The 20,298-nt window shown below is 70.1% G+C and carries 14 protein-coding genes; 9 read left to right on the top strand and 5 right to left on the bottom strand.

Annotated features, from left to right (window positions below; translation table 11 throughout):
• Window positions 1–89 precede the first annotated feature (89 nt).
• Window positions 90–1,256, bottom strand: coding sequence for a glycosyltransferase family 1 protein (locus tag DEW08_RS21915; protein ID WP_109331350.1), 1,167 nt, complete (start codon window positions 1,254–1,256; stop codon window positions 90–92).
• 412 nt (window positions 1,257–1,668) lie between these two features.
• Between DEW08_RS21915 and DEW08_RS21910 the strand changes: the two genes are divergently transcribed.
• Both DEW08_RS21910 and DEW08_RS21905 read left to right on the top strand, forming a co-directional pair.
• Entirely contained in the window at window positions 1,669–2,934 is a 1,266-nt protein-coding gene (locus DEW08_RS21910) for a D-alanyl-D-alanine carboxypeptidase family protein (RefSeq protein ID WP_109331349.1), read from the top strand.
• Window positions 2,935–3,103: 169 nt separating this feature from the next.
• Window positions 3,104–5,893: a cation-transporting P-type ATPase gene (locus DEW08_RS21905; protein ID WP_109331348.1), complete on the top strand. Its 2,790-nt coding sequence runs from the start codon at window positions 3,104–3,106 to the stop codon at window positions 5,891–5,893.
• A gap of 281 nt (window positions 5,894–6,174) precedes the next feature.
• On the opposite strand, the gene pflA is transcribed toward DEW08_RS21905, so the two are convergent.
• A complete protein-coding gene (gene pflA, locus DEW08_RS21900; RefSeq protein WP_109331347.1) occupies window positions 6,175–6,969 on the bottom strand; it encodes a pyruvate formate-lyase-activating protein in 795 nt (264 codons plus the stop codon).
• Window positions 6,956–9,241 (bottom strand): formate C-acetyltransferase, encoded by a 2,286-nt coding sequence (gene pflB / locus DEW08_RS21895; protein ID WP_109331345.1) that lies wholly within the window; start codon window positions 9,239–9,241, stop codon window positions 6,956–6,958. The genes pflA and pflB overlap by 14 nt, the downstream gene beginning before the upstream one ends.
• A 391-nt stretch (window positions 9,242–9,632) precedes the next feature.
• On the opposite strand from pflB, the gene DEW08_RS21890 reads away from it, so the two are divergent.
• The 3 genes from DEW08_RS21890 to DEW08_RS21880 all read left to right on the top strand — a co-directional run bounded on the left by DEW08_RS21890 (window position 9,633) and on the right by DEW08_RS21880 (window position 12,912).
• Window positions 9,633–10,628, top strand: a complete 996-nt coding sequence (locus DEW08_RS21890; protein ID WP_109331341.1) for a 2-hydroxyacid dehydrogenase — start codon at window positions 9,633–9,635, stop codon at window positions 10,626–10,628.
• Between the two features lie 191 nt (window positions 10,629–10,819).
• Window positions 10,820–11,569, top strand: a complete 750-nt coding sequence (locus DEW08_RS21885) for a tetratricopeptide repeat protein (protein ID WP_168220478.1) — start codon at window positions 10,820–10,822, stop codon at window positions 11,567–11,569.
• Window positions 11,570–11,664: 95 nt separating this feature from the next.
• The gene (locus tag DEW08_RS21880; protein ID WP_109331339.1) at window positions 11,665–12,912 is read left to right on the top strand and encodes a D-amino acid dehydrogenase; all 1,248 of its coding nucleotides are present in this window, start codon (window positions 11,665–11,667) and stop codon (window positions 12,910–12,912) included.
• Window positions 12,913–12,933: 21 nt separating this feature from the next.
• Here the strand turns inward: DEW08_RS21880 and DEW08_RS21875 are convergent, their stop codons facing one another.
• Entirely contained in the window at window positions 12,934–13,827 is an 894-nt protein-coding gene (locus DEW08_RS21875) for a LysR family transcriptional regulator (RefSeq protein WP_168220477.1), read from the bottom strand.
• Window positions 13,824–14,804, bottom strand: a complete 981-nt coding sequence (dusA, locus tag DEW08_RS21870; protein WP_109331337.1) for a tRNA dihydrouridine(20/20a) synthase DusA — start codon at window positions 14,802–14,804, stop codon at window positions 13,824–13,826. Before dusA ends, DEW08_RS21875 begins: the two co-directional genes overlap by 4 nt.
• Before the next feature lie 760 nt (window positions 14,805–15,564).
• Here dusA and DEW08_RS21865 point away from each other — a divergent pair.
• The 4 genes from DEW08_RS21865 (at window position 15,565) to DEW08_RS21855 (ending at window position 20,298) form a co-directional block, all read left to right on the top strand.
• Window positions 15,565–15,801, top strand: coding sequence for a hypothetical protein (locus tag DEW08_RS21865; RefSeq protein ID WP_109331336.1), 237 nt, complete (start codon window positions 15,565–15,567; stop codon window positions 15,799–15,801).
• Window positions 15,789–15,914, top strand: coding sequence for a hypothetical protein (locus tag DEW08_RS33320; protein ID WP_281262070.1), 126 nt, complete (start codon window positions 15,789–15,791; stop codon window positions 15,912–15,914). Before DEW08_RS21865 ends, DEW08_RS33320 begins: the two co-directional genes overlap by 13 nt.
• 123 nt (window positions 15,915–16,037) lie before the next feature.
• Window positions 16,038–17,192, top strand: coding sequence for an efflux RND transporter periplasmic adaptor subunit (locus tag DEW08_RS21860; RefSeq protein WP_109331335.1), 1,155 nt, complete (start codon window positions 16,038–16,040; stop codon window positions 17,190–17,192).
• Between the two features lie 4 nt (window positions 17,193–17,196).
• Window positions 17,197–20,298: an efflux RND transporter permease subunit gene (locus tag DEW08_RS21855; protein WP_109331334.1), complete on the top strand. Its 3,102-nt coding sequence runs from the start codon at window positions 17,197–17,199 to the stop codon at window positions 20,296–20,298.

Genomic DNA, 20,298 nt, shown 5'->3' with positions numbered 1-20,298 from the left:
CGGAACGGGCGCGTGGTCATGGCGCCGGCAGGCGGGGGTCGTCCCCACCGGCCGGCCGCCGCGGACCGGAGTATTGCGGGCGGTCCCGTTCAGCAGGCGCTGTCGACCAGGGTCTTCATGCGGCCCCAGGTGGTGTCCCAGGACATGTCGCCCAGGACGCGGTCGATGGCGCCGAGCCAGTCCGGCGCATGGCGGTCGACCTTCAGGGCCTCTTCGCAGGCGGCGACGAAGGCCTCCGGCGTGTCGGCGATCCACACCAGCCCGCTGTCGCCGTAGGTCCGCACCACGTCGGTGATCGGGGTGGAGACGACCGGGCAGCCCGCCGCCAGATACTCCGGCGTCTTGGTCGGGCTGATGAAGCGGGTGGACTCGTTGAGCGCGAAGGGCATCAGCGCCACGTCCCAGCCGGCGAGATAGGCGGGCAGCTCGCCATAGCCGCGCATGCCGGGATAGCTGATGTTCGGCGCCTGCGGCAGGGCGGCGGGGTCGATCTTCACCACCGGCCCCAGGATGACGAACTGCCAGTCCGGCCGCAGACGCGCGGCGGCGTCCAGCAGTTCCAGGTCCAGCCTCTCGTCGATCACGCCGTAGAAGCCGAGACGCGGCCGAGGCAGATCCGCCTGGTCGGCCGGCTCGCGGCCGTCGCGCGCCGCGGCGAAGTGCTTGACGTCGACGCTGCTGGGGAAGGGATGGACGTTCGGGTGGCGGTCGCGCTTCGCCTCGTAGAGGCTGTAGCCGCCGGTGAAGACGACGTCCGCGCGCTGCAGAAGCCCGCGCTCGCGCTCCACCAGCTCGGGCGGGGCGCCGCGGAAGGCCGACAGCTCGTCCATGCAGTCGTAGACCACCGCCGCCGCCGCCAGATGGTCGGCGAACTGCGGCGCCATCGGATTGTAGTACCACAGCACGGGGTTGCGGATGCCCAGTTCGGCGAATTTGCGCTCCAGCACCCGGCGCTGCGCCACCTCCGCCTCCCGGCCGCTCATCCCGCGCGGGAGCTGCGGCACCAGCAGCCTGATGCCCGCCGACCCGTCATAGACCACCATCCCCGGCTCGTCGATGTCGGCCTCGACGGGTTCCTCGACATAGAACAGGCGGAACTCCCGGGCGAAGCGTTCCATCAAATGTTGCGGACGCTGATGCACGAAGCCCCATCGCAGATGCGAGAAGCAGATGAAGTCGCTGGGACGCCGGGTACGGCCGGACGGGGGCGGCGATCCCTCGATGGGAAGCACCTCGCTCTTGTCTGCGTATTCCATGCGCGCTCCGATGATCGTTCGACGCAAGAGGCGGGGAAGATACCTCAGGCGGCGGTTGGAAATGGGGGAATGGAAGGAAAAACAGCACAGCCGACCCTCAACAACGGTCTTCATGCCGGGCGGTTCCGCTGCACCGCAGTCCTTGCCTTTGTTGGTACCGTACAGAGCCGTCGCATGAACTTCGCCTATGACTATCGGTATCGGCGCGGCCGATTCCGGGATTTGCAATCCTTCTTTCGGGCTTGTATCCGACCATCCGTCGGTGGATCGCGGGACGGGAGCCGGAACGGCACCGCCGGGCGGTGTCATCCGACAGGGCATGTCGGAAAACGGTGACTGAAACCTTGCCGTAACTTTACTATGCAACGTTGCTGTGCATTCCCTCTGGCGCCATCCCTCTGGAGGAGCGGTCATGTTGCGTGTGCGAAGCCTGGCGATCCTCGTCCTGGTCGTCGCCATCGCCTGCATCCCGGATTCCGCCGCCCTGGCGAAGAAGGGGCGCCGGTCCGCGTCCACGCGTCCGCTCGCCGCCGAGATCCTGATGGACGCGCGCAGCGGGGCAGTCATCAGCGCCCGCAATGCCGACACGCTGACCTATCCCGCGTCGCTGACCAAGATGATGACCCTGCTCCTCACCTTCGAGGCGCTGGACCAGGGGCGGCTGCGGCTGGACCAGAGGCTTCCGGTCTCCCGCCACGCCGCCGGCATGGCGCCCTCGAAGCTCGGGCTCGGCGTCGGCAGCACCATCCGGGTGGAGGACGCCATCCTGGCCCTCGTCACCAAATCGGCCAACGACGCCGCCGTCGTCCTGGCGGAGGCGATCGGCGGATCGGAATCGGCCTTCGCCGAGCGCATGACCCGGCGGGCCAAGGCGCTCGGCATGCGCCGCACCGTGTTCCGCAACGCCTCGGGCCTGCCGAACGCCGCGCAGCGCACCACGGCCCGCGACATGGCGATCCTCGCCAAGGCGCTGGTCGACCGGCCGGCGCGCCACTACGCCTATTTCAGCCGGCGCAGCTTCGACTGGCAGGGCCACCGCGTCTACGGCCACAACCGGCTGATGGCGCGCTATCCCGGCATGGACGGGCTGAAGACCGGCTACATCGCCGCCTCGGGCTTCAACCTCGCGGCCTCGGCGGTGCGGGACGGGCGCCGCCTGATCGCCGTCGTGCTCGGCGGGCAGAGTGCGGCTCTGCGCGACGCCCGGGTGGCGGCCCTGCTCGATTCCGGCTTCCGCAGCGCGCCGCGCGCTCCGGCCCCGCGGGTTCCCGATGCGCTCGTCGCGTCGGTCGGCTCCTCGTCCCATATGGACCGGGCGGTTGCGGACGACAGCCGGAACGACGATGGCCGGGACGACGGCGGCGAGGACGGGGAGGTGATGGCCACCACGGTCAGCACCGCCCCGGCCGGCGCCGGTCCGGTGGGGCATGCCGCCGGCGGACGGCGTGGCTGGAGCATCCAGGTCGGCGCCTTCTCCACCAATGCCGCCGCCCGGCGGACCGCCACCGCGGCGGCGGACGAACTCGGCCGGCTGGCCGCCGGCTCCAGGCCGCTGGTCGTGTCGGCGGACGGTGTCCACAAGGCCCAGGTCACCGGCTTCGGGTCCGGGGCGGCGGCGGCGGCCTGCGAGATCCTGAAGGCCAAGGGGCAGGACTGCTTCACCGTCCGCGCCCCCTGACACTCCGGCCGTCGGCGCGTTCCGGCCGGCGCGTCATCCCGATCGCGGCCGTCCGCAACCGGATGTGGCAGCATGATCGTGGAACGATGCGGCCCCGTCCGGACAGGAGGCCGGACCGGCCGGGCTCACCGAACCGGAGAACGGTCGGATCCAAGGTGGGGAAGACGCCATGACCCTGGACCAGTCACGGGAGCAGCCGCGCGGACAGCCCGACCCCGGCGCTCTTCCGTGCGAACCGGGCTCCGTCGCGGACGTCCCCGCCTGGCATGTCCTCACCGTGGCGGACACGCGTTCCCTGCTGGCTGCCCGGCCCGAGGGGCTGACCGCGACGGAGGTGCGCGAGCGGCAACTGCGCTACGGCCCCAACAGCCTGCCGCCGCCGCGGACGCGCGGGCCGCTGCTGCGCTTCCTGTCGCAGTTCAACAATCTGCTGATCCAGGTCCTGCTCTGCGCCGCCACGGTCACGGCGGCGCTCGGCCACCTGACCGACGCGGCGGTGATCCTGGCGGTCTGCATCCTGAACGCCCTGGTCGGCTTCATTCAGGAGGGCAAGGCGGAACAGGCGCTGGGCGCCATCCGCCACATGCTGTCGGCCAGCGCCACGGTGCTGCGCGGCGGCCGGCGCACCGCCGTTCCGGCGGAAGAGCTGGTGCCCGGCGACCTCGTGCTGCTGGAGGCGGGGGACAAGGTGCCGGCCGATCTGCGGCTGGTCTGGACGCGCAACCTCCACATCCAGGAGGCCGCCCTGACCGGCGAGTCGGTTCCCGTCGCCAAGGGGACGGAGCCGGCGCCGGCCGATGCTCCGCTCGGCGACCGCAGCTCCATGGCCTATTCCGGCACCCTGGTGACGCACGGGCAGGGGCGGGGCATCGCCGTCGCCACCGGCACGGCCAGCGAGATCGGCCGGATCAGCGGCATGATGGCACGGCTGGAGGTGCTGGAAACCCCGCTGCTGCGCCAGATGGCCGGGCTTGCCCGCCGGATCACCGCCTTCATCCTGGCGGTGGCGGCGCTGGTCTTCGTGGTCGGGCTGCTGGCCCGGGACTATGAGACCGCGGAGCTGTTCATGGCGGTGGTCAGCCTGGCGGTCGCCGCGATTCCCGAAGGGCTGCCGGCCATCCTCACCATCACGCTGGCGATCGGCGTGCAGCGCATGGCGCGGTGCAACGCGATCATCCGCCGCCTCCCGGCGGTGGAGACGCTGGGCTCCGTCTCCATCATCTGCACCGACAAGACCGGTACGCTGACCCGCAACGAGATGACCGTGCGGACCGTCGCCACCGCCGGCGGCGCCTACATGGTGGGCGGCGTCGGCTATGATCCGCATGGCGGCTTCCAGTGCGACGGGCAGGAGCGGCTGGCTGACGGCGACCCCGTCCTGGTGGAGCTGGCGCGGGCCGGGGCGCTGTGCAACGACGCCGTCCTGCGCCGGACCGACGGCGGCTGGCAGGTGGACGGCGACCCGATGGAGGGGGCGCTGCTGGTGCTGGCCGCCAAGGCCGGGCTCGACATGGCGGCGGAGGCACGCCGGCTGCCGCGCATCGATCTGATCCCCTTCGAGTCCGAACACCGCTTCATGGCGACCCTGCATCACGACCATGACGGCGGCGAGCTGCTCTGCGTGAAGGGGGCGCCGGAACAGGTCCTGGCGATGTGCAGGGCGGAGCGGGGGTTGGATGGCGACCGGCCGCTCGACCCGGCCGGCTGGCAGGAGCGGATCGAGGCGCTGGCCTCCCAGGGACAGCGGGTCCTGGCGATGGCGGTGCGGCAAGGCTCCACGGGGGCCGGCGGAGGAGAGGGCCTGCGGCGGGAGCTGCGTTTCGAGGATGTGCGCGGCGGGCTGGTGCTGCTCGGCCTCGTCGGGATGATCGATCCCCCGCGGGAGGAGGCGGTGGAGGCGGTGCGGACCTGCCGGGCCGCCGGCATCCGGGTGAAGATGATCACCGGCGACCACGCCGTGACGGCGCGGGCCATCGCCGCCCAGCTCGGGCTGGAGAATGTCCGCGACGCGCTGACCGGGCCGGAGATCGACAGGCTGGGCGACGAGGAGCTGGCGCGGCGCGCGCCGGACATCGACGTCTTCGCCCGTGCCAGTCCGGAGCACAAGCTGCGGCTGGTGCGGGCCCTGCAGCACCGCGGCTTCATCCTGGCGATGACCGGCGACGGGGTGAACGACGCGCCGGCGCTGAAGCGCGCCGACGTCGGGGTCGCCATGGGCTGCAAGGGGACGGAGGCCGCGAAGGAGGTGGCGGAGATTGTCCTGACCGACGACAACTTCGCCTCCATCGCGCGGGCGGTGCATGAAGGGCGGACGGTCTACGACAATCTGAAGAAGGCCATCGTCTTTCTGCTGCCGATCAACGGCGGCGAGTCGATCAGCGTCATCATCGGCATCGTCGCCGGGCTGACGCTGCCCATCACGCCGCTGCAGATCCTGTGGATCAACATGGTCAGCTCCATCGGCCTCGCGCTCGCGCTCGCCTTCGAACCGCCGGAGCCCGACGTCATGCGGCGCCCGCCACGTCCGGCCGCCGAGCCCCTGTTGTCTGGATTCCTGGTCTGGCGGGTCGCCTTCGTCTCGCTGCTGATGACCGGCGGCATCTTCGCCATGTTCCGGTGGTCGCTGCGGCACGGCGCCGACCTGGAGGCCGCGCGGACGGTGGCGGTCAACACGCTGGTGGCGATGGAGGTCTTCTATATGTTCAGCGTCCGCTATCTGCGGGCGCCGTCGCTGACGCTGCGCGGCGTGCTCGGCACCGGTCCGGTCCTCGGGGCGGTCGGCGTCGTGGTCGGACTGCAGCTTTTCTTCACCTACGCGCCGGTGATGGCGGGCCTGTTCGGGACGCGGCCGCTGACCCTCGCCCAGGGCTTCCCCATCCTGGTGGTCGGCGCCCTGCTGTTCGCGGCGATCGAGGGGGAGAAGGCGGTGCTGCGCCGGCTGGGCGTGACGCGGGGCTGAGCAGTTTTCCGGACGCTCTTGCCCGGCCGGCGCCCCTGCGTTAGCCTTTTCCCCGTCAACGCCCGCTTCATGCCCTCGATCAGGCGGTCAGGGCCTTCGACAGGTCCGGCCCCGTGGGGCCCGGCCGGAACCTGGGCAGGCGCTGCACAACGGACGTGTACGAATGGTGCAGGACAAGCCCTTGGTCGGGAACGGGAAAGCCCCTCCCGCCGTCATTGTGCATCAAAGTGGTTCTGCACAATATGCACCGCGGTGCCTGACCGGGCGCCGTGCCGCGGGGCTCAGGCGACCTTCAGGCCGTGGCTGCGGTAGATGCCGATGACCTGTTGCAGCAGCTCGTCGGAAGGGGGCTGGGTGTTCCACAGCTTGTAGGGCTGCCCCATGGCCCGCCATTTGTGCTCGCCCATCTTGTGGAAGGGCAGGACGTCGACCCGCTCCACCACGCCGAGGCCGGCGGCGAACTCCGCCAGATCCCCGATCTCCTTCAGGTCGTCGCTGAGGCCGGGAACCAGCACGTAGCGCAGCCAGATCGCCTTGCCCATCTGCGACAGCCGCTCGGCGAACTCCAGCGTCGGCCGCAGCGGGGCGCCGGTGATCTTGCGGTAGGTCGCTTCCTTGAAGGCCTTGATGTCGAGCAGCACCAGATCGACGTCCGCCAGCAGGTGGTCGTCAGCATGGCTGCCGAGAAAGCCGGAGGTATCGAGGGCGGTGTGCAGACCCATGTCCTTCGCCCCGCGGAACAGGGCGGCACTGAACTCGGGCTGGACCAGCGGCTCGCCGCCGCTCAGCGTCAGGCCGCCATGGGCGCGTTTCAGGAAGGTCGCGTAGGTCGCCAGATCGTCGAGGATCTCGCTCGACTGGGTCGGCGTGCCGTCATGCAGGTGCCAGGTATCGGGATTGTGGCAGTATTGGCAGCGCAGCGGACAACCGGAGAGGAACAGGACGTAGCGGATACCCGGCCCGTCCACCGTGCCGCCGGTCTCCACGGAGTGGACCCAGCCGCGAACGGAGGGACGGGCGACCCCGCCCGCTCCCCTGGGGGAGGCGGGCGGGGTCGTCAGATCAGTGCTTGTCATGGAAGGTCCGGGAGATGACGTCGAGCTGCTGCTCGCGCGTCAGCTTGATGAAGTTGACGGCATAGCCGGACACCCGGATGGTGAGCTGCGGATAGAGCTCCGGATGGTCCATGGCGTGCAGCAGCGTCTCGCGGTCGAAGACGTTGACGTTGATGTGGTGGCCGCCCTGGGCGAAGTAGCCGTCGAGCAGACCCACCAGATTGTCCACCCGCTCGCCCTCGGTGCGGCCCAGGGCGCCCGGCACGATGGTGAAGGTGTAGCTGATGCCGTCCTGCGCGTGCGCGTAGGGCAGCTTCGCCACCGACGCCATCGAGGCCACCGCCCCCTTCCTGTCCCGCCCGTGCATCGGGTTGGCTCCCGGCGCGAAGGGCTGGCCGGCCTTGCGGCCGTCCGGCGTGTTGCCCGTCTTCTTGCCGTACACCACGTTGGAGGTGATGGTCAGCACCGACTGCGTCGGCAGCGCGTTGCGGTAGGTCTTCTGCTTGCGCAGCATCCCCATGAAGGTCTCGACCAGCCAGGTCGCGATGGCGTCCACCCGCTCGTCGTTGTTGCCGAAGGCCGGGTACTCGCCCTCGATCACGAAGTCGGTCGCCAGCCCGCGCTCGTCGCGCACCATCTTCACCGTGGCGTGCCGGATCGCCGACAGGCTGTCCGCCACCACCGACAGGCCGGCGATGCCGCAGGCCATGGTGCGCAGGATGTCGCGGTCGTGCAGAGCCATCTCCAGCCGCTCGTACATGTACTTGTCGTGCATGTAGTGGATGGTGTTGAGCGCGTTCATGTAGGCCTTGGCCAGCCACTCCATCATCGGCACGAAGCGCGCCACCACCGTGTCGTAGTCGAGCACGTCGCCGGTGACCGGCGCGAAGGCCGGGCCGACCTGCTCGCCCGACACCTCGTCGCGCCCGCCGTTGATGGCGTACAACAGCGTCTTGGCCAGGTTGGCGCGGGCGCCGAAGAACTGCATCTGCTTGCCGATGCGCATGGCCGAGACGCAGCAGGCGATGCCGTAGTCGTCGCCCCAGTAGGGCCGCATCAGGTCGTCGCTCTCATACTGCAGCGAGCAGGTCCTGATCGAGGTCTCGGCGCAGAAGGCCTTGAAGCCCTCCGGCAGCTTCTCCGACCACAGCACCGTCAGGTTCGGCTCGGGCGCCGGGCCGAGGTTGTGCAGGGTCTGCAGCATGCGGAAGCTGTTCTTCGTCACCAGCGGCCGGCCGTCCAGCGCCATGCCGCCGATGCACTCGGTCACCCAGGTCGGGTCGCCGGAGAACAGCTGGTCGTATTCCGGCGTGCGCAGGAAGCGGACCATGCGCAGCTTCATCACGAACTGGTCGACCAGCTCCTGGGCTTCCGTCTCGGTCAGGACACCGTCCCGCAGGTCGCGCTCGATGTAGACGTCGAGGAAGCTGGAGACGCGGCCCAAGGACATGGCGGCACCGTTGGCCTCCTTGACCGCCGCCAGATAGGCCAGATAGGTCCACTGCACCGCCTCGCGGGCGTTGGCGGCCGGGCGGGCGACGTCGAAGCCGTAGGACTTGGCCATCTTGACCAAGTCCTTGAGGGCCTTGATCTGCTCGGCCAGCTCCTCGCGCAGGCGCAGCGTGTCCTCGTCGAGGCTGTTGAGCTCGAGCGACTTGACCTGGGCCTTCTTGTCCTCGATCAGGAAGTCGGCGCCGTAGAGCGCGAGGCGGCGGTAGTCGCCGATGATGCGGCCGCGGCCGTAGGCGTCGGGCAGCCCGGTGATGACGCCGGACTTGCGGCAGCGCAGGGCCTCCTCGGAGTAGGCGTCGAAGACGCCGTCGTTGTGGGTCTTGCGCAGGGCCGGGAAGACCTCCTCGAGCTTGGGCGAGGGGGTGTAGCCGTAGGCTTCCAGACCTGCCTTCACCATGCGCCAGCCGCCGAACGGCATCAGGGCGCGCTTGAGGGGCTTCTCGGTCTGCAGGCCGACCACGACCTCCAGCGCCCGGTCGATGTAGCCCGGGGCGTGCGAGGTGATCGAGGAGAAGACCTCGGTGTCGGCGTCGAGCACGCCGCCCTGGCTCGCCCGCTCCTTCTTCAGGAGGTCCGTCACCTCGTCCCACAGCGCCTTGGTCCGGTCGGTGGCGCCGGCCAGGAACCCGGAGGTGCCTTCATACGGGGTGACGTTGCGGACGATGAAGTCGCGGACATTGACCTCATGCTGCCACGCACCAGGGGTGAAGTTCCGCCACGGGCGGGACGCCGTCTCCTGCCCGATCTCTTCGCGGGGATATGCCGACAGCAGGCTGTCCATGATCTCACCTCTCCAAAAGCGCCGGCGGCCCCTCTGCTTCCTGAACCGGCCTGCAACTTGAAGTGCAGCGATGGTCCGGAGGAGGGCCGCGGACTGTGCCGGCGGGCGGCCGGCGCGTCAGCTTGGGCGCCGCCGTCCCGGCAGCACCATCGTCATGATACGCCGACTGCCGGGGGCTGGCTTGACCTGGATCAACGGTCGCATCCGAAAGTCCTGGGTCTGCTCCGCCCCTTGCGCAAACCTGCCGGAGGCCCGGTCCGTTCCCTGCCGGACAGGTCCGTCCGGACAGGCCGAACGGAGAGCTGACCTGCACCGCCGCGGGCTGGACAGAGGCGGCCGTCGGTGTTTGGCTGGTGGCAACTGGAAATGGCAGCAGGAGAGGACCAGAGGCATGAGCGGACAGGGACCGGCCGGCGGGCGCGTCGAGATTCTGCAGACCTCCCCCATGGCGATGCCGTCGCCCGAGGCGTTCGAGGCCGCCTTCACCGTCCATCGGCTGTGGGAGGCGGCAGACCCGCAGGCCCTGCTTGCCGAGGTCGGTCCCCGCATCCGGGGGCTTGCCGCCGGCGGCCATGTTCCGATCGACGGCGCCTTGATGGACCGGCTGCCGGCGCTGGAACTCGTCGCCAACTTCGGGGTCGGCTACGACAAGGTCGATGTGGCCGCCGCCGCCGCCCGCGGCGTCGTGGTCACCAACACGCCGGACGTGCTGACGGAGGAGGTCGCCGATCTGGCGCTCGGCCTGCTGCTGGCGACGGTGCGGCGGTTGCCGCAGGCCGACCGCTTCCTGCGCGAGGGTCGCTGGCTGAAGGGGGCGTTCCCGCTGTCCACCTCCCTGCGCGGACGGACCATCGGCATCCTCGGGCTCGGGCGCATCGGCAAGGCTGTGGCCCGGCGCTGCGAGGCCTTCGGGCTGGAGGTCGCCTATCACGGCCGCCACCGGCAGGAGGACGTCGCCTACCGCTATTTCGGGTCACTGGTCGAGATGGCGCGGGACGTCGACGTGCTGATCGTGGTCACCCCTGCCACCGCCCAGACGGAGCGGCTGGTGAATGCCGAGGTGCTGGGGGCGCTGGGGCCGGACGGCATCCTCATCAACGTCGCCCGCGGATCCGTGGTGGACGAGCGGGCCGTCATCGACGCCCTGCGGGAGAAGCGCATCCTGGCCGCCGGCCTCGACGTGTTCGAGGACGAGCCGCGGGTCCCGGAGGAGTTGATCGCGCTCGACAACACGGTGCTGCTGCCGCACATCGGCTCCGCCTCGGTCCATACCCGGCAGGCCATGGGGCAGCTCGTGGTCGACAACCTGCGCTCCTGGTTCGCCGGCCAGGGACCGCTCACCCCCGTTCCGGAGACGCCGGTTCCTCCCAAGGCGCCTGTCCGTTAGCTCCGGCCGCTCCTCATCCCGGTCGCTTCCCTATCCGTCCGGGTATCATGCGAGGAGGCGGGACGACTGCCGATACCCACTCTGCGCTTGGTGACAATTCCCTGGTCATCGGCGGCCGGGCCGTTGCATCTGCGGGAAAAGAGCCTACACAAGAGGGCAGGCACCCGGAGACTGAGGAGAGTTGCGGCGGCATGCGCCCCACCTGGAGGTCGATCTGGACAGAAGTGAATGCCCGGCTCGGCGACGCCGATGCGCAGTACGCGCTTGCCGAGGCGTGGCGGCAGGGCCTGGACGGGAAGGCCGTGGACCTGTCCACCGCGGTCTACTGGTATCGCCGGTCGGCCAAGGCCGGCCATCTGGCGGCCCAGACGATGCTCGCCTTCCTGCTGGCGAATGGCCTTGGCACCCAGCCCAACCCGCGGGCGGCCGTCGCCTGGTACCGGCGGGCGGCGCGCATGGGGGATGTCGGCGCCCAGAACAATCTCGGCTATATGTACGAGAAGGGCTTCGGCGTCCCGAAGGATGAGAGCAAGGCGGCGCTGTGGTACCGGCTGGCCGCGCTCCAGCACTCCGCCACGGCGCAGATGAACCTTGCCGTCCTGCTGCTCGAGGGGCGGGGAGTGGCGCGGGACGAGACGGAGGCCGTGCTGTGGCTGCGCCGGTCGGCCGCCCAGGGGCATGCGCCGGCGCAGGCCCGCCTCGGTCTTTGCCTGCGCGACGGCACCGGCTGCGCCGCCGACCCGGTGGAGGCGTTCCGCTGGCTGAGCCGGGCGGCGCAGCGCGGGAACCGCGACGCCATGACGGCGCTCGCCCAGATCTACGAGCAGGGAGCCGGCGCCGCGACGGACGAGGTCGAGGCGGCCGACTGGTCGCAGCGCGCGGCGATGCTGCGCCAGGCGGTGGCCGGAGCCGGGGCGGCCGATCCTGCCCAGAGGTTATAAGCACCGCACCGAAAGCTATTTCCGGCCGCGGTCCCGCTGCCGCTAGGCTTGGCCTACCGTGGTGTTGCGGGCAGGCTGTCGGGGAGCGAAGGGTCATGAGGGTAGTCGTCATCGGGGCGGGGATCGCCGGGACCAGCACGGCCTACTATCTGGCGCGCGACGGTCACGAGGTGACCGTGGTGGACCGCCATGGCGCGGCGGCGCAGGAGACGAGCTTCGCCAACGGCGCTCAGCTCAGCTACAGCTACGTCGCCCCCTTCGCCGGGCCGGACGTGCCGGCCAAGCTGCCCTTCTGGCTGCTGAACCCGTCGGCCCCCGCCCGCTTCAGCCCGAGCGCCGACCCCGCCCAATGGCGCTGGGTGCTGTCCTTCCTGATGGCCTGCACCCGCGAGGCGAGCGACCGCACCACCCGGGACCTGCTGTCGCTGTCCTTCCTCAGCCGGAGCCTGATGGCCGCCTTCCTGGCCGAGGAGCCGGACGTCGCCTTCGACCATGCCCCGACCGGCAAGCTGATCGTCCATTCCGACGCCGCCGGCTTCGAGAGCGCCAAGCGCCAGATGGACTACCAGGCGAGCCTGGGCTGCGAGCAGGAGGCGCTGGACCGCGCCGCCTGCCTGACGCTGGAGCCGGCCCTGGCCGCCCTCGGCGAGCGGATCGTCGGCGGCATCTTCACCCGCAGCGAGGCGACGGCCGACTGCCGCAAGCTGTGCGAGGGGCTGGCCGCCGCCGTGCTCCGCCAGGGCGGACGGTTCCGCTACAACGCCGACGTCACCGGCTTCGTCCGGCAGGGCGAGCGGATCACCGCGGTCCGCACCAGCCAGGGCGAGATCCCGGCCGACGCGGTGGTGGTCGCTGCCGGCACCGACATCAACGCCCTGCTGCGCCCGCTGGGCTTCACCCTGCCGATCCATGCCCTGAAGGGCTACAGCGTCACCGCCCCGATGCGGCCGGGCGTCACGCCGCTGAAGATCAGCGTCACCGACTTCGCCAACAAGATCGTCTACGCCCCGCTGGGCGGCACGATCCGGGCGGCCGGCTTCGCCGACATCTCCGCCGACCCGGAGCCCAGCCCCTCGCGGGTGCGCCAGCTCCGCCGGCAGGCGATGGACGGCTTCGGCGCGCTGGCCGACTTCTCGGGTGCCGAGGTGTGGTGCGGCCGGCGGCCGGCCACCCCGACCGGCCGGCCGCTGCTGGGCCGCAGCCCGGTCGCCAACCTGCACCTGTGCGCCGGGCTCGGCGGGCTGGGCTTCACGCTGGGCTTCGGCGCCGGGCGGCTGATCGCCGACCTGCTGGTGGAGCGGCCGGCGGCGATCCCGATGGACGGCTTCCGGCTGGCCGCCTGAGCCGGCGGCGGACAGGGGGCCTCAAACCAGCGCCGGACGGGCCTGCAGCGTCCGGCGCAGGGTATCGACGAAGTTGCGCACCGTCTGGGTCGGTGGCGCCAGCTCCGGCGTCAGCGCCACGACCGAGAAGGTCAGCCGCGGGTCGAGCGGGCGGATATCCAGCCGGTGCCCCCAGCTTCGCGCCGTGAACTCGTCGAGGATGGCGCAGCCGGCCCCCTCGGTCGCGAAGGCCGCGGCGACGGCGTAGGTGTAGACCTGGATCGCCGGGCTGTAGTCGAGCCCGCTGTTGCCGAAGGCCTCCACCAGCAGGGTGCCGACCGGCGAATCGAGGTCGAGCCCGATCAGCCGGTCGGCGTCGATCCCGGTCAGCGGCACCGGACCCGTGCCGGCCAGCGCGCCCGGCCGATCGACATAGACGAGGTCGGCCTCCCCGATGGAGGTGCTGGCGATGCCCGGCTGCTTGCGGATGTCGAAGGCGACGCCGACGTCGATCTCCAGCGACCGCAGCTTGGCCAGCATGTCGTCGTGGTTCAGGGTCCGGATCTCGAAGGTGACCAGGGGATTGACCGCCCGGAAGGCGGTGATCGCCTGCGGCGCCAGCCCGACCCCCAGGCTGGGCAGCAGGCCGACCCGCAGGTTGGTCACCGCCCCGCCCTTCAGGTTCTTCACCAGCCGCCGCAACTCCTCCACCCCGCGGTAGATCTTCTCCGCCTCGACGAAGATGATCTCGGCCTCCACGGTGGGGACGAGGCGCTTGCCGGCACGGGTGAAGAGCGCGAAGCCGATCAGCGATTCCGCATGCTGGATCGTCCTGCTCAACGCCGGCTGCGAGATGTTGAGGATCTTCGCCGCGGCATTGACCGAGCCCGCCTTGCGGATGGCGTAGAAGGCCTCGATGTGCCGCAGCCGGATCACGCCGCCTCCGCCCGCCGGCGGCCGACCAGGGATGCCGCGGACAGCATCACCTCCGGCCCGGCGCCGGGCCGGTGGGCGTTCTCGCTGAGGTGCCGGCGCCACGCCCGCGCCCCCGGCAACCCCTGGAAGAGGCCGAGCATGTGGCGGGTCACCGCCGACAGCGGCGTGCCGCGGGACAACTGCCGCTCCACATAGGGAACCATCGCCTGCACCACCGCCTGCCGGTCCGGCCCCGGCTGGCCGCCGAAGAAGCGGCGGTCGGCGTCGGCCAGGATGTAGGGATCCTCGTAGGCGGCCCGGCCGATCATCACGCTGTCCAGCCCGGCGAGATGCTCCGCCGCCGCGTCCAGCGTCCGGATGCCGCCGTTGATGGCGATGGTGAGGTGGGGATGCTCCTGCTTCAGCCGGTGGACGAGGTCGTAGCGCAGCGGCGGGATGTCGCGGTTCTCCTTGGGGCTCAGGCCCTTCAGCCAGGCCTTGCGGGCATGGACGATGAAGTGGCTGCACCCGGCGGCCGAGACGGTGCGGATGAAACGGTCCAGCGTCGGCCATTCCTCCATCTCGTCGATGGCGATGCGCGACTTGACCGTCACCGGGATCGACACCGCCCCGCGCATCGCCCCGACGAGGCGGGCGACGAGGTCGGGTTCGGCCATCAGGCAGGCGCCGAAGCGGCCGGACTGCACCCGGTCGCTGGGGCAGCCGACATTCAGGTTCACCTCGTCATAGCCCCACTCCTCCGCCACGCGGGCGCAGGCGGCCAGCTGCGCCGGCTCCGACCCGCCGAGCTGGAGGGCGACCGGATGCTCCGCCGCGTCGAAGTCGAGATAGCGGTCACGGTCGCCGTGCAGGATGGCGCCGGTGGTGACCATCTCGGTGTAGAGGAGCGTGCCCTTGGACAGGATGCGGTGGAAGTACCGACAATGGCGGTCGGTCCAGTCCATCATGGGGGCGACGCTCAGCGGGATCGCGGTCATGCGCGGGGACTTGTCCTGGAGGAGGGAGGAAGCGGTTTCATCTGGCCGAACCGCCGTCGATTCGCAAGGGCGGCGACGCCCGTCCCGCCGCGCAGCCGCCTTGTGCATTGTGCATCGACCACCGGACGCACAATGGTGGGGAGCAGGGAATTTCCGATGCAGGACAGAGGTTTGCGAGGAGTCATCTGTACACGGTCGTTGTGCATCGCCGCCCTCCGGACACATGGCCATCACCCATGACGTGCCAATCCGCACCGCGCCGCCGGCTCACGCCGGGCTGCAGGGAGCGGACAAGCGTATAGCGAAGAGGTTATTGAAGAAGTCCTGTGGCACCGGCCAGCGCTTCCTGGTGGCAGCGAGGGGGGTGGCAGCGAGGGGGGTGGCAGCGAGGGGGCGGGAACGAGGCGCGGCAGCGGGGCCAGGCCTGGTGGCGGGATGGCCCGCCCAAGGCCGATGATGCCGGAAAGTATGACTGACTTCCCTGCGGCTTCAAGCAGTGAATCACACGCCCCGGGCAGCGCATGCGCCGGCCAGGAAGCCGCCCTGACCGAAAGGGAAGAGGGCGGCGGAGGCGACATCCTGCGGAAAGCGGGTGCGGCAGGGCGCGCGGGATCCGGCACCGTTGCGGTCCATGGGCATCGGATCCGCGGATTTGGCAATCCCTGCTTTACCATTTTGCGACAGGATGACGCAGGGCGCGCCGCCGCAGCCTGCGGGCCGGGACCGCGCCCGCTTTCCCCTCTGCCCCTCGGGAAGGGCCATGGAACCCGCAAGCTGCTGCCTGTCGCGCCTGCCGCTGTCCGGAAAGTTCTGGTTGAAGCGCGCCCTGGTGGACGCAGCCCTGCTGACCGGCGATACGCCGCCCCCCGATCCCGACGGGCGGCTGCTGGCGGACATCCGGGTGGAGGCCGGGCGGATTCGCGCCGTGCTGCCGGCCGGGGAGGCCCCCTGCTGTTCCCCGGACTCGATCTCGGCGGGACGCCGGTGCAGCCGCTGACCGCGGGCGGGCGGGTCGGGCCGGGCGAACCGGCCGATCTGGCGCTGGTCCTGCCGCGGCTGGGGCCGGTGGAGATGCGCAGCGGCCACATTCCGGCGCCAATCGGTCAGTGAGCGGAACTTTCTCGACAGAGGAAGTGAACTGAACGATATAGTTCAGTCCGCGATTCAGCCGATGCTGTGCCGCGAAAGATCATTGCCGACAGATTTTTGCCGACCCATTCGGACCGGACCCCCATGCGCCATACGTTCCGCATCGTCGCCATCCTTGTCCTGGCTGCCCTCAGCGGCGGGGCGTACTGGTACTTCGTCAAGCAGGGCGGCACCGTCGCCGGGCTGATGGCGCTGGCGACCGGGGCAGGGGCGCCCGCCCAGGGCGGGGCGTCCGCCGGCAAGCCGGCCGGTCCCGGCGGCCCGGGAGGCGCGCCGGGCGCCATGCCGCCGATGCCGGTCGAGGCGTCGCCCGTCCGCGTCGGGGCGGTGACCCGCACCGTGACCGCGGTTGGCTCCCTGCTGTCAAACGAGTCGGTCGTCGTCCGGCCGGAAGTGGCCGGCCGCATCGTAGAGCTTCCCTTCCAGGAGGGGCAGCGCGTCGGCAAGGGGACGGTGCTGGTCCGGCTGGATGATTCGGTCGCCCGCGCCACCCTGGCCCAGGCGCAGGCGAGCATCGCCTTCTCCCGCGCCGAGCTGGCGCGCGCCGATCAGCTCGCCCGCCAGAACACCGGCCCGCTGCGCAACCGCGAGCAGGCCGCCGCCAAGCTGCAGGCCGACGAGGCCTCCGTGCAGCTCGCCAGGGCGCAGCTCGACAAGATGGTGCTGACGGCCCCCTTCGACGGGGTGCTCGGCCTGCGCAAGGTGTCGGTGGGCGACATGGTGCAGGCCGGCAAGGACATCGTGAACCTGGAGGCGATCGACACCCTCAAGGTCGATTTCCGCATCCCCGAGATGTTCCTGCCGGCGGTCAAGGTCGGGCAGCCGGTGGAGATCCAGGTGGATGCCTTCGGCGGCCGCAAGTTCACGGGCCAGGTCTACGCCATCGACCCGCTGATCGACGTGAACGGCCGGGCGCTGGCGCTGCGGGCCCGCGTCGCCAACCCGGACGGCGTGCTGCGGCCGGGCCTGTTCGCCCGCGTGACCCTGACGCTGAACACCGTGCCGGACGCCGTGCTGGTGCCGGAACAGGCGCTGGTCGCCTTCGGCAAGGACCAGTTCGTGTTCAAGGTGGTGGAGGGCAAGGTCGCCCAGACCCGGGTCGCGGTGGGCGAGCGGCGCAACGCCGAGGCCGAGATCACCCAGGGGCTGAAGCCGGGCGACGTGGTGGTGACCGCCGGCCAGCTCAAGATCCGCGACGGCGCGCCGGTCGCGGTGATCAACTCCAAGCCGGCGAGCTGACGCCATGAAGCTGTCCGACATCTCCGTCCGCCGGCCGGTGCTGGCGACCGTCATGAGCCTCGCGCTCATGCTGATCGGCATCGTGTCGTACCAGCGCCTGTCGGTGCGCGAGTACCCCAAGATCGACGAGCCGGTGGTCACGGTCGAGACGACCTACAAGGGCGCCTCCGCCCAGATCATCGAAAGCCAGGTCACCCAGACGCTGGAGGACAGCCTCTCCGGCATCGAGGGCATCGACGTGATGTCCTCCATCAGCCGCGCGGAGAAGAGCCAGATCACCCTGCGCTTCCGCCTGGACCGCAACGTCGACGTGGCGGCCAGCGACGTGCGCGACCGCGTGGGGCGCGTGCGCTCCCTGCTGCCGAACGAGATCGACGAGCCGGTGATCGCGAAGGTCGAGGCCGACGCCCAGCCGATCATCTATCTCGCCTTCTCCTCCGACCGGCATTCGCCGCTCGACGTGACCGACTTCGCCGACCGCTACGTCAAGGACCGGCTGCAGAACCTGCCGGGCGTGGCGCAGGTCCGCATCTTCGGCGAGCGCAAGTTCGCCATGCGGCTGTGGCTCGATCCCCAGCGCATGGCCGCCTATCACGTCACGCCGCAGGACGTCGAGAACGCGCTGCGCCGGCAGAACGTCGAGATCCCGGCCGGCCGCGTCGAGAGCGTGGCACGCGAATTCACCGTGGTGTCGGAGACCGACCTGCGCACGCCCGAGGAGTTCGAGCGGATCATCCTGCGCGACGACGGCGGCTATCTGGTGCGGCTGCGCGACGTCGGCCGGGCCGAGATCGGCGCCGCGGACGAGCGGGTCAGCGCCCGCTTCAACGGCCGCAGCGCCGTCGCCATCGGCGTCGTGAAGCAGTCCACCGCCAACCCGCTGGACGTGTCCAAGGCGGTCAACAACGCACTGCCGCTGATCCGCACCGCCCTGCCGGACGGCATGGGGGTGGATGTCGGCTATGACAGCTCGGTCTTCATCGCCAAGTCGATCGACGCGGTGTTCCGCACGATCTTCGAGGCGATCGTGCTGGTCGTGCTGGTGATCTTCTTCTTCCTGCGCAGCCTGCGCGCCACGCTGGTACCGCTGGTGACCATCCCGGTGTCGCTGGTCGGCAGCTTCGCGCTGATGCTGGTCTTCGGCTTCTCCATCAACACGCTGACCCTGCTGGCGATGGTGCTGGCGATCGGCCTCGTGGTGGACGACGCCATCGTCATGCTGGAGAACATCTTCCGCTACGTGGAAGAGGGGATGAACCCCTTCCAGGCGGCGCTGAAGGGATCGAAGGAGATCGGCTTCGCGGTCATCGCGATGACCATCACGCTGGCCGCGGTCTATGCCCCCATCGGCTTCATGACCGGCCGCACCGGGCGCCTGTTCACCGAATTCGCCCTGACGCTGGCCGGCGCGGTGATCGTCTCGGGCTTCGTCGCGCTGACCCTGTCGCCGATGATGTGTTCCAAGCTGCTGAAGCACGAGGCCAAGCACGGGCTGCTCTACCGGCTGATCGAGAGATTCCTGGAGGGGATGACCCGCGGTTACCGCGGGATGCTGCGGCTGTCGCTGCGGGCGCGGCCGCTGGTCCTGCTGATCGGCGCCGGCGTCGCCGCGGCCAGCTACATGCTGTTCACCGGCCTGAAGTCCGAGCTGTCCCCGGTCGAGGACCGCGGCACCATCGTCGGCATCGCCATCGCGCCGGAAGGCTCGACGCTGGACTACACGCAGAGCTACATGCAGCGCATGGAAGGGCTGTTCAAGCAGATCCCCGTGCTGGAGAAGTTCTTCGTCGTCGTCGGATTCCCGGTGGTCAACCAGGGCATCAGCTTCGTCCGCCTGATCGACTGGGACGAGCGCGACGTGAAGCAGCAGGCGATCACCGCCCAGCTCTTCCCCAAGATGTTCGGCATCCCGGGCGTGCTGGCCTTCGTCACCAACCCGCCGTCGCTGGGCCAGAGCCCGGTCGAGAAGCCGGTCAACTTCGTCATCCAGACCGCGCTTCCCTATGACGAGCTGCAGAAGATGGTCAACGCCATGATGGCGGAGGCGCGCAACTTCCCCGGCCTGACCAACCTCGACACCGACCTGAAGCTGAACAAGCCGGAACTGCGCATCTCGCTCGACCGCGACAAGTCGGCCGACCTCGGCGTCGACGTGGATACCGTCGGCCGCACGCTGGAGACGCTGCTCGGCGGCCGGCAGGTCACCCGCTTCAAGCGCGACGGCAAGCAGTATGACGTGATCGTGCAGGTCGCCAACATCGATCGGCGCAATCCGGACGACATCGCCTCGATCTACGTGCGCGGCGGCACCACGACGGCCGGCGGAGCGGCGCCGATGATCTCGCTCGCCAACCTCGTCCACATCGAGGAGCGGGTGGCGCCCAAGGAGCTGAACCACTTCAACAAGCTGCGCTCGGCCACCATCACGGCGACTCTCGCGCCGGGCACCTCGCTGGGCGAGGCGCTGGGCGTGCTGCAGGCGGCGGCGCAGAAGGTCCTGCCGCCGACGGCGCAGACCGACTATGCCGGGCAGAGCCGCGAATTCCGCGAATCCGCCACCGGCCTCTACTTCGTGTTCATCCTGGCGCTGGCCTTCATCTATCTGGTGCTGGCGGCCCAGTTCGAGAGCTTCATCGATCCCTTCGTGATCATGCTGACGGTGCCGCTGTCGATGACCGGCGCGCTGGCCGCCCTGCATCTGAGCGGGGCGACGCTGAACGTCTACAGCCAGATCGGCCTCGTCACCCTGGTCGGGCTGATCACCAAGCACGGCATCCTGATCGTGGAGTTCGCCAACCAGCTCCAGCGCAGCGGCGAGGATATCCGCAAGGCGGTGGAGGACGCGGCCGTGCTCCGCCTGCGCCCGATCCTGATGACCACCGGCGCCATGGTGCTGGGCGCCGTCCCGCTCGCCAACGCCCATGGCGCCGGTGCGGAGAGCCGGCAGGCGATCGGCGCGGTCATCGTCGGCGGCATGATCCTGGGGACCTTCCTCACCCTGTTCGTCGTGCCGACCGTCTACAGCTACATCGCGAAGAAGAAGCCGTTCCAGGAGGATGAGCCGGCGGCACAGGCGCCGCACGGCGTCGCCCACCCGGCGGAGTGA

Origin of the sequence: Azospirillum thermophilum (genome assembly GCF_003130795.1) — a bacterium.
In the GTDB taxonomy this organism is placed as follows: Bacteria; Pseudomonadota; Alphaproteobacteria; order Azospirillales; family Azospirillaceae; genus Azospirillum; species Azospirillum thermophilum.
The sequence above is the reverse complement of the archived record's forward strand: the minus strand, read 5'-3'. Positions and strand labels throughout refer to the sequence as shown.

Excerpts from the sequence above, each read along its gene's own strand:
- DEW08_RS21890 (WP_109331341.1), top strand. The coding sequence starts at position 9,633 with ATGAGCGGACAGGGACCGGCCGGCGGGCGCGTCGAGATTCTGCAGACC.
- pflA (WP_109331347.1), bottom strand. The coding sequence starts at position 6,969 with ATGACAAGCACTGATCTGACGACCCCGCCCGCCTCCCCCAGGGGAGCG.
- DEW08_RS21860 (WP_109331335.1), top strand. The coding sequence starts at position 16,038 with ATGCGCCATACGTTCCGCATCGTCGCCATCCTTGTCCTGGCTGCCCTC.
- DEW08_RS21865 (WP_109331336.1), top strand. The coding sequence starts at position 15,565 with ATGGAACCCGCAAGCTGCTGCCTGTCGCGCCTGCCGCTGTCCGGAAAG.
- DEW08_RS21915 (WP_109331350.1), bottom strand. The coding sequence starts at position 1,256 with ATGGAATACGCAGACAAGAGCGAGGTGCTTCCCATCGAGGGATCGCCG.
- DEW08_RS21905 (WP_109331348.1), top strand. The coding sequence starts at position 3,104 with ATGACCCTGGACCAGTCACGGGAGCAGCCGCGCGGACAGCCCGACCCC.
- dusA (WP_109331337.1), bottom strand. The coding sequence starts at position 14,804 with ATGACCGCGATCCCGCTGAGCGTCGCCCCCATGATGGACTGGACCGAC.
- DEW08_RS21880 (WP_109331339.1), top strand. The coding sequence starts at position 11,665 with ATGAGGGTAGTCGTCATCGGGGCGGGGATCGCCGGGACCAGCACGGCC.
- DEW08_RS21885 (WP_168220478.1), top strand. The coding sequence starts at position 10,820 with ATGCGCCCCACCTGGAGGTCGATCTGGACAGAAGTGAATGCCCGGCTC.
- DEW08_RS21910 (WP_109331349.1), top strand. The coding sequence starts at position 1,669 with ATGTTGCGTGTGCGAAGCCTGGCGATCCTCGTCCTGGTCGTCGCCATC.
- DEW08_RS21855 (WP_109331334.1), top strand. The coding sequence starts at position 17,197 with ATGAAGCTGTCCGACATCTCCGTCCGCCGGCCGGTGCTGGCGACCGTC.
- pflB (WP_109331345.1), bottom strand. The coding sequence starts at position 9,241 with ATGGACAGCCTGCTGTCGGCATATCCCCGCGAAGAGATCGGGCAGGAG.